Raw genomic sequence first — 6,556 nt, forward strand, 5'->3', positions numbered from 1 at the left:
TAGCTCCCATGGTGGCCGACCGCGAGTCGATCGGCCGGATCTTCCGCGCGGAGTCCGGCCGGTCCGTCGCTGCCCTGGTCGCGATCTTTGGCGACATCGACCTGGCCGAAGACGCGGTCCAGGACGCGTTCGCGATCGCCGTACGGCGCTGGCCCGCCGACGGAATCCCGCCCAACCCGGGCGGCTGGATCACCGTCACCGCACGAAACCGCGCGATCGACAAGGTACGTCGCGATGCCCGAGGCAACGAATTGCTCCGGACGACCACCAATGAGGCGACCGCAACCGGCACCGTGCCTGACGACCGGCTGCGTCTCATCTTCACCTGTTGCCATCCAGCACTCGCCCCACAGAGCCAGGTCGAACTGACCTTACGGCTGCTGTGCGGCCTGTCGACCGCCGACGTCGCCAGGGCATTCCTCACCACCGAACCGACCATGGCCAAACGCCTGGTGCGAACCAAACACAAGATCAAAGCCGCGAACATCCCCTACCGGATCCCCGACGACACCGAACTGCCCGATCGGCTCCGCACGGTCCTCGCCACCGTCTACTTGACCTACACCACCGGATACAGCCAGGCCGATGGCTCCCCGGACCTGTCCGAGTCAGCGATCGAGCTGGGCCGAACGCTCCGACTGCTCATGCCCGACGAGCCCGAGGTCGCCGGGCTCCTCGCCCTCATGCTGCTCACCCAGGCTCGACGACCAAGCCGCACCGACAGCGCCGGCGAGCTCGTTGTGCTGCGCGATCAGGACCGCCTGCTGTGGGACCGCGATCTGATCCGGGAAGGACACAACCTCGTCCGCTGGTGCCTGCGCCGCAACCAGCCCGGCCGCTACCAGCTGGAGGCAGCCATCGCCGCGGTGCACGCCGACGCCGGCACGTTCGCCGACACCGACTGGAAACAGATCCTCACCCTGTACGACCAACTCATCGCCGTCGCCGCCACCCCGGTCGTCGCCCTCAACCGCGCAGTCGCAGTCGGCGAGGTCCATGGCCCGGCCCGAGGACTCCACGAGATCGACCAACTCGACCTCCCCGGCTACTACCCCTTCCACGCGGCACGGGCCGAATTCCTCCACCGACAAGGCCACACCCACGACGCCGCACACGCCTTCCACACCGCCGCATCGCTCGCCCCAGAAGGCCCCGAACGCCGCTACCTCCAACACCGCGCCAAAACCACCTGACGAGTCCGCTCTCAAGCCGCCAGTGATCGGAGGATGGCGGCCGTAGTGGAGTTGCCCGGGAAGAAGGTCCCGATCGCGATCTCGTCGAGGGTGACGTCGCGCGGCGATCCGAAGACCGTTGCCGCATACAACAAGTCGAGCTCGCCGTACGGCGTGCTCAGCTGCAGCGGTACGACGAGGTCGTTGGCAAGGGTGGAAACCGCCGACGCGGCCCGGCAACGAGCTTCGGCCTCGCCGGTCAGCGATCGGCCAGAGCGGCGACGGCTGCGGCGATCTCGGCCGGGAAGTCCTCCTGGAGGAAATGCTTGCCGGGAACCGTGGGGATGTCGTCGAGCCGGGCCGCGAGACGCGCCTGCACGCCGTACGTGCGCAGCGGCAAGGCAGTGTCCTTGCTGCCCCACAACATCCCCACCGGCCGCTCACCGGAGCCGAGCACCGCCTCATAGCGCCGCCGCTTGTCGACTGTTCGCTCGAACGAGCGCATGATCCGCAAGAAGGCGCGACCGTCGTCGTCTCCAAGCAGCAGTCGCAAGTGCGCGTCGACGGCCTCCGTCGGTACGCCGGGACCGAAACCGATCGTCCGCATCAGCGTGCGGAACACCCAAGGTGCTTGTGCCACCGTCAGCCAGGCCCGCCCCAGGACACGGTGGGCGAAAGGCTCCATCACCCACGGACGACGAAAGGTGTCGACGGCAACGATCGTGTTGAGCAGGAGGATGGAACGGACCCGGTCGGGCGCGGCGGCCGCGAACTCGAAACCGACAGGTCCGCCGATGTCATGGACCACGAGGTGAACCCGGTCAAGCCCGAGCGCGTCGAGCGCGGACGCCGCCCAGCCGCCGAGCCCGGTCCACGAGTAGTCGAAATCGTCCGGTCGCGCGGCCAGACCCAGACCGGGCAGGTCGAAGGCGATCCCGCGCAACCCACGCTGGGCGAGTTCAGGCAACACCGAACGGTAGACGAAAGAAGAGGCCGGTACACCGTGCAAGCAGACGACCGGCTCCGCATCCGACGGCCCGTCCTCGAGGACGAAACTCCGTACGCCGCCGGCCGTGAACTCCCGCCCGGCGCCACGATGAGCTGCCAACACCTCGTCAACCCTCACTGGATCACCCCCACCGCTCAGACCGGTGCTGCGTCACCGGAAGGGGTGACGACCAGCCACAACCCACCGTAGCCCTCGATGTTGTGGCACTTCACCTCGTTCTTCCCCTCGTGGGCGTAGTAGTAGAGCGGGTGCCCACCGTAGGTGACCTGGGTGGTGCCGTCGGTGCGCTTCGTCGTACCGAGGAGAGCCTGCTTCACCCCGCCGACAGCCACCGGTCGCCCGGCAGTCACCACTGGTGGCCACGCCTGGGCACAGGATCCGTAGCACGCCGAGGCTGCGGACGTCTCCTTGTAGAACAAGTAGATCGCCTGTCCCGCGGCCGACGCGGTCGTGGTGGCTCAGCGCTCGGATCACTGCCACAGCCGGCCAGGACAGGCCCGCAGGCAGTGGAGATCACGATCGCACGCATCCGAACCAGCTCCAACGCAGGGCGCATTCGGTCTCTCCGACAGTACCGCCGATGCGACTCTCCAGCAGGCACCGTCATGGACCCGTAAGGCGTCAGAACACGGAGCAGGTCCACGATCCAGGCCCAGCGTCGCGGCGAGTCGGATCTGGTGGTCGGGAACTTGTTCGGCAGCAACCTGTTCAACAGCCTCGTCGGTGGCGCGGTGATCGGATTCGCCTCCGGCTCGGCCACGCCCGGCAAGGCAACTGTTGCCCTAAGCATCACGATGATCCTCACCCGCGGCCTGGCCTGGATGCTGCTCCGCCGCGGACTGGTCTTGACCCGAGTCGAAGCCATCGCCTTACTGGCGGCGTCCCCGCTGACCATGCCGTTGCTGCTATCAACGTAACGTCGGGTGCGACGTCAGCGTGCCAGTCGCAGCCGGCCACCCTCACGGCACAGCACCCACTCGTCGACCGACAAGCTCTCAGACCGCAGTACGGATTCAGGTAGCTAGTGGGACCAGGGCCGCCCGTACGGCGGCGTGCAGAGGTTCGGCCTCGACGCCGACACGAGAGCGTAGGTTGATCGCGTACGCCAGCAGCGTGAGGTGCTCCGCAGTGGCGGCCAGATCCAGACCGGGCCGCAGCTGATCCTTGTCGTCGGCAACCTTCAGCGCGGCGTGGAGGGCAAGACTCAGTGCGGCCTGATGTTCGTCCAGCACTGTCTTGGCGCCAGGGGACGGATCCTCCAGGTGGGCGTTGGACACCAGACAACCCCAGCCGGCGAACTCACCCGAGCAGCGCATCCTGATCAACCGGGAGAAGAAGGCACTGATCGCGGCCAATCCCCGCCGATCCACGGCCAGGCGGGCGAACATCGGCCGCGACCGCTCATCGAGATAGCGCCGCAGGGCCCGCTCGTACAGGTCGTCCTTGCCGCCGAAGGCGTTGTAGAGACTCGATCTGCTCAGCCCGGTCGCGGTCAGTACGTCGCTGATCCCGGTCGAGCCGGCGCCTCGTTGCCAGAACACCAACTCCGCCGCGGCCAGCACTCGATCGGGATCGAAGTGTTTGACATCGGCCACCAGACACCCCCTATCTTGGAACGACTAGTCCAAGATAAGGCGAGGTCATCATGAGCGCAAACGAACCCGACGTGCTGGTACTCGACGTCAACGAGACATTGTCCGACCTGACGCCGCTGCGCCGGCGATTCGAGGCCGCCGGACTACCGGGGCACAGCCTGGACACCTGGTTCGCCGCGACCCTGCGCGACGGCTTCGCCCTCACCGCGGCCGGCGCAACGGCCGAGTTCGGCGCGATCGCCGCGGACGTCCTGGCCGCTCAACTCTCCGCAGCCGGGATCGAACCCACAGACCAGACGATCCGGGGCGTGCTCTCCGGGTTCACCCAGCTCGACCTGCACCCGGATGTCGTTCCCGGTCTACGGCGCCTGCACGAACTCGGGCTGCGGATCGTGACCCTGACCAACGGAACCGCCGCAATGTCCGAGCAGATGTTCGCCGATGCCGGCCTGCTCCCACTGCTCGAGCACCGACTCGACGTGACGCAGCCAGGTCGCTGGAAGCCACACCGGGCCGCGTACGAGTACGCCGCCGAGGTGTGCGGCGTACCCGTCGAGCGAATGGCACTCGCAGCAGTACATCCATGGGACATCGACGGAGCCAAGCGAGCCGGACTGCAAGGCTGGTACGTCGACCGGCGCCGCACACCGTACCCAAAAACCTTCTTGGCTCCAGACCTGCTCGTCACAGACTTCGAGGACCTGGCCGATCAGGTACACCCAACGTGATGCCCATCAGCCGGCGCCGGGCAGGTTCGCGCCGATCGCGGTGGCACTGGGACCGCTCGTAGTACTCGGCCATCAGCCGCCAGTAATCGAGTGTCAGGGCCATCTGCGCGACGATGGCCACCGCGACCGGTGCCGGCCGGCGCTTTCTGGCGGCCGCCAGTGCGATCACTCCGGCGACGCTGGCCGCAGCGTTGACGGCCATTGCCTTGTCGCGCGGGCGTTCGGTGATCCACAGTTCTTCACCCAACACAGCCCGGGTGGACCACGCCCGGTTGTGCCGCGGCACGGGAAAGACGATCGGGTTCACAGCCATCCAGGCCGCCACCAGGGCGGCCTGGCCCCAGCGCCGATTCCACACCGGCACGAACACGAGCGGTGTGCTCGCCCACCGGGTCCAGGCGCTCCAGGGGTTGGAGTGCCTGGCGAACACCTTCCGTTTGATCCCGCCGAATCGGGACATGGTCAGCCTTCCGCTCGTCGATGTCACAGGTCCGGCGGCTGATCCATCAGCTGGCGGACCTCCATCGGGTACTCGGTGTACTGGGCCCCTGGCCGCGATCTCCAGCGCACGCTCCTCGGTCCCCTCGACGATCCAGTACCCGGCCACCGACTCCGTCACCTCCGCGAACGGCCCGTCGGTCGGAATCGCCCTGGAGTCCACGAACCGCACAGTCTTCGCGGTCGCCGGGTCGGCGAGCTTCTGCGAGTCGACCAACCCGCCCTACTCCCGCAGCTCGCCGTCGGTGCCCATGATCAGGGTCATCAAACCTCCGATCCACACCGGCGACCGGTCCTGCACACTCTCGCCGACACCGCCGGCCATCATGATCATGTACTTCACTGGACACCTCCCTGAAGCGCAGCCACCGATCAGGCCGCTCCCCCTAGTCGGAGCCGCCGCACCGTTCGGGACAGTCGATCTCTCCAACCATCCTGCCGCAGGCTTGTGTTGACTCACTTCTACGGTCGGCGCAGGGTGAGGTGGGGCTGCACACCGCCCTGTACATGACTGCTCAGGATGACGCCACCAAGAGCCGGTGGCGATCAGCCATCCACTCGAGGCGACCTGGAGAAGACATGGGCACGACAGTCGAGATCAACGGCACCGTGCGGCGGTGGCGGGAGGACAAGCCAGGAGGACTTGCCGTTGTCGACATCCCGGCAGAGGTGGTCCCCGAGCTCGGCGGGCGCCGGCAGCGACGTGTCACCGGAACTCTGAACGGCGCCACGTTCACCGGCAGCACCATGCTCGTCGCAGGCGGCGGCTTCTGCGTGGGTGTGAGCAAGGCGGCGCTGAAGTCGGCAGGCGCAGATGTCGGTGACCAGGTGCAGCTCCTGCTGGAAGAATAGGCGGGTCTGAGCGTTGCTTTAAGCAACGACAGTGAGGATGGTGGCGACGCCGTCAGGCTGGGGCTGCTCGGCCGGTAGTGGTGACGGCGAGCCACAGGCCGCCGAAGCCCTCGATGTTGTGGCACTTCACCTCGTTCTTGGCCTCGTGGGCGTAGAAGTACAGCGGATGTCCGCCGTAGGTGACCTGGGTGGTGCCGTCGGTGCGCTTCGTCGTACCGAGCAGCGACTGCTTCACCGCGCCGAGCGCCTTCGGCGGTCCCTTCGTCAGCACCGGTGGCCAGGCCTCCGCGCAGGCGCCGTAGCAGGCCGACGTCGCCGAGTTCTCCTTGTCGAACAGGTAGATCGCCTGACCTGTGCTGTCGAACAAGATCACCCCGAAGTCGCTGGCGGCGGTCTTGACGCCCGTCCCGGCGGGCGCGGGCGAGGTGGGACGTTTGCCTGGCGAAGTCGAAGTGACGCTCGGCGACGGCTGGGGTGACGAAGGCAGCGTGGCCGAGGACGGCGTCGCCGCTGGTGGGGACTCCGCTCCGGAGTCGCTGCCACAACCGGCCAGCAGCAGTCCGCAGACAGCGAGTACGACGACCACGCGCACAGAACCAACTCCGATCTAGTACTCCAGCCGTAGTTCGTGATCAGGCGAGTTGGCCTGCCTGATGGCGGTGGTGGCAGTCGCGGGCGCGGGCTTGGTGGCGGCGTCGCCAC

The 6,556-nt window shown here is 67.3% G+C and carries 11 protein-coding genes; 5 read left to right on the forward strand and 6 right to left on the reverse strand.

What is annotated here, in order from left to right:
* Positions 1 to 8 precede the first annotated feature (8 nt).
* Positions 9 to 1,193, forward strand: coding sequence for an RNA polymerase sigma factor (locus tag ACZ3HV_RS44250; protein WP_465693889.1), 1,185 nt, complete (start codon positions 9 to 11; stop codon positions 1,191 to 1,193).
* Positions 1,194 to 1,204: 11 nt separating this feature from the next.
* Here ACZ3HV_RS44250 and ACZ3HV_RS44255 read toward each other — a convergent pair whose 3' ends face one another.
* The 3 genes from ACZ3HV_RS44255 to ACZ3HV_RS44265 form a co-directional block, all read right to left on the reverse strand.
* Positions 1,205 to 1,327 (reverse strand): hypothetical protein, encoded by a 123-nt coding sequence (locus ACZ3HV_RS44255; RefSeq protein ID WP_465693880.1) that lies wholly within the window; start codon positions 1,325 to 1,327, stop codon positions 1,205 to 1,207.
* Positions 1,328 to 1,431: 104 nt separating this feature from the next.
* Positions 1,432 to 2,298, reverse strand: coding sequence for an alpha/beta fold hydrolase (locus ACZ3HV_RS44260; protein WP_465693881.1), 867 nt, complete (start codon positions 2,296 to 2,298; stop codon positions 1,432 to 1,434).
* 17 nt (positions 2,299 to 2,315) lie between these two features.
* On the reverse strand, positions 2,316 to 2,531 hold the full coding sequence (locus ACZ3HV_RS44265; protein ID WP_465693882.1) for a COG4315 family predicted lipoprotein: 216 nt from the start codon (positions 2,529 to 2,531) through the stop codon (positions 2,316 to 2,318).
* Between the two features lie 294 nt (positions 2,532 to 2,825).
* On the opposite strand from ACZ3HV_RS44265, the gene ACZ3HV_RS44270 reads away from it, so the two are divergent.
* Entirely contained in the window at positions 2,826 to 3,098 is a 273-nt protein-coding gene (locus tag ACZ3HV_RS44270; RefSeq protein WP_465693890.1) for a hypothetical protein, read from the forward strand.
* Positions 3,099 to 3,194: 96 nt separating this feature from the next.
* Here ACZ3HV_RS44270 and ACZ3HV_RS44275 read toward each other — a convergent pair whose 3' ends face one another.
* Positions 3,195 to 3,776, reverse strand: a complete 582-nt coding sequence (locus tag ACZ3HV_RS44275) for a TetR/AcrR family transcriptional regulator (RefSeq protein WP_465693883.1) — start codon at positions 3,774 to 3,776, stop codon at positions 3,195 to 3,197.
* 50 nt (positions 3,777 to 3,826) lie between these two features.
* Here ACZ3HV_RS44275 and ACZ3HV_RS44280 point away from each other — a divergent pair, with 50 nt between their 5' ends.
* The gene (locus ACZ3HV_RS44280; protein ID WP_465693885.1) at positions 3,827 to 4,504 is read left to right on the forward strand and encodes a haloacid dehalogenase type II; all 678 of its coding nucleotides are present in this window, start codon (positions 3,827 to 3,829) and stop codon (positions 4,502 to 4,504) included.
* Here the strand turns inward: ACZ3HV_RS44280 and ACZ3HV_RS44285 are convergent.
* On the reverse strand, positions 4,461 to 5,219 hold the full coding sequence (locus ACZ3HV_RS44285) for a DUF6653 family protein (protein WP_465693886.1): 759 nt from the start codon (positions 5,217 to 5,219) through the stop codon (positions 4,461 to 4,463). The genes ACZ3HV_RS44280 and ACZ3HV_RS44285 overlap by 44 nt on opposite strands.
* Positions 5,220 to 5,581: 362 nt before the next feature.
* On the opposite strand from ACZ3HV_RS44285, the gene ACZ3HV_RS44290 reads away from it, so the two are divergent.
* Entirely contained in the window at positions 5,582 to 5,854 is a 273-nt protein-coding gene (locus ACZ3HV_RS44290) for a DUF1905 domain-containing protein (RefSeq protein ID WP_465693887.1), read from the forward strand.
* Positions 5,855 to 5,906: 52 nt separating this feature from the next.
* Here the strand turns inward: ACZ3HV_RS44290 and ACZ3HV_RS44295 are convergent, their stop codons facing one another.
* Positions 5,907 to 6,341 (reverse strand): COG4315 family predicted lipoprotein, encoded by a 435-nt coding sequence (locus tag ACZ3HV_RS44295; RefSeq protein WP_465693891.1) that lies wholly within the window; start codon positions 6,339 to 6,341, stop codon positions 5,907 to 5,909.
* Here ACZ3HV_RS44295 and ACZ3HV_RS44300 point away from each other — a divergent pair.
* Complete coding sequence (locus tag ACZ3HV_RS44300; RefSeq protein WP_465693893.1) at positions 6,289 to 6,465, forward strand: hypothetical protein; 177 nt, start codon at positions 6,289 to 6,291, stop codon at positions 6,463 to 6,465. The two genes, ACZ3HV_RS44295 and ACZ3HV_RS44300, sit on opposite strands and share 53 nt — an antisense overlap.
* Positions 6,466 to 6,556: the final 91 nt, after the last annotated feature.

The sequence above is a fragment of the Kribbella sp. NPDC020701 genome, from assembly GCF_055562215.1.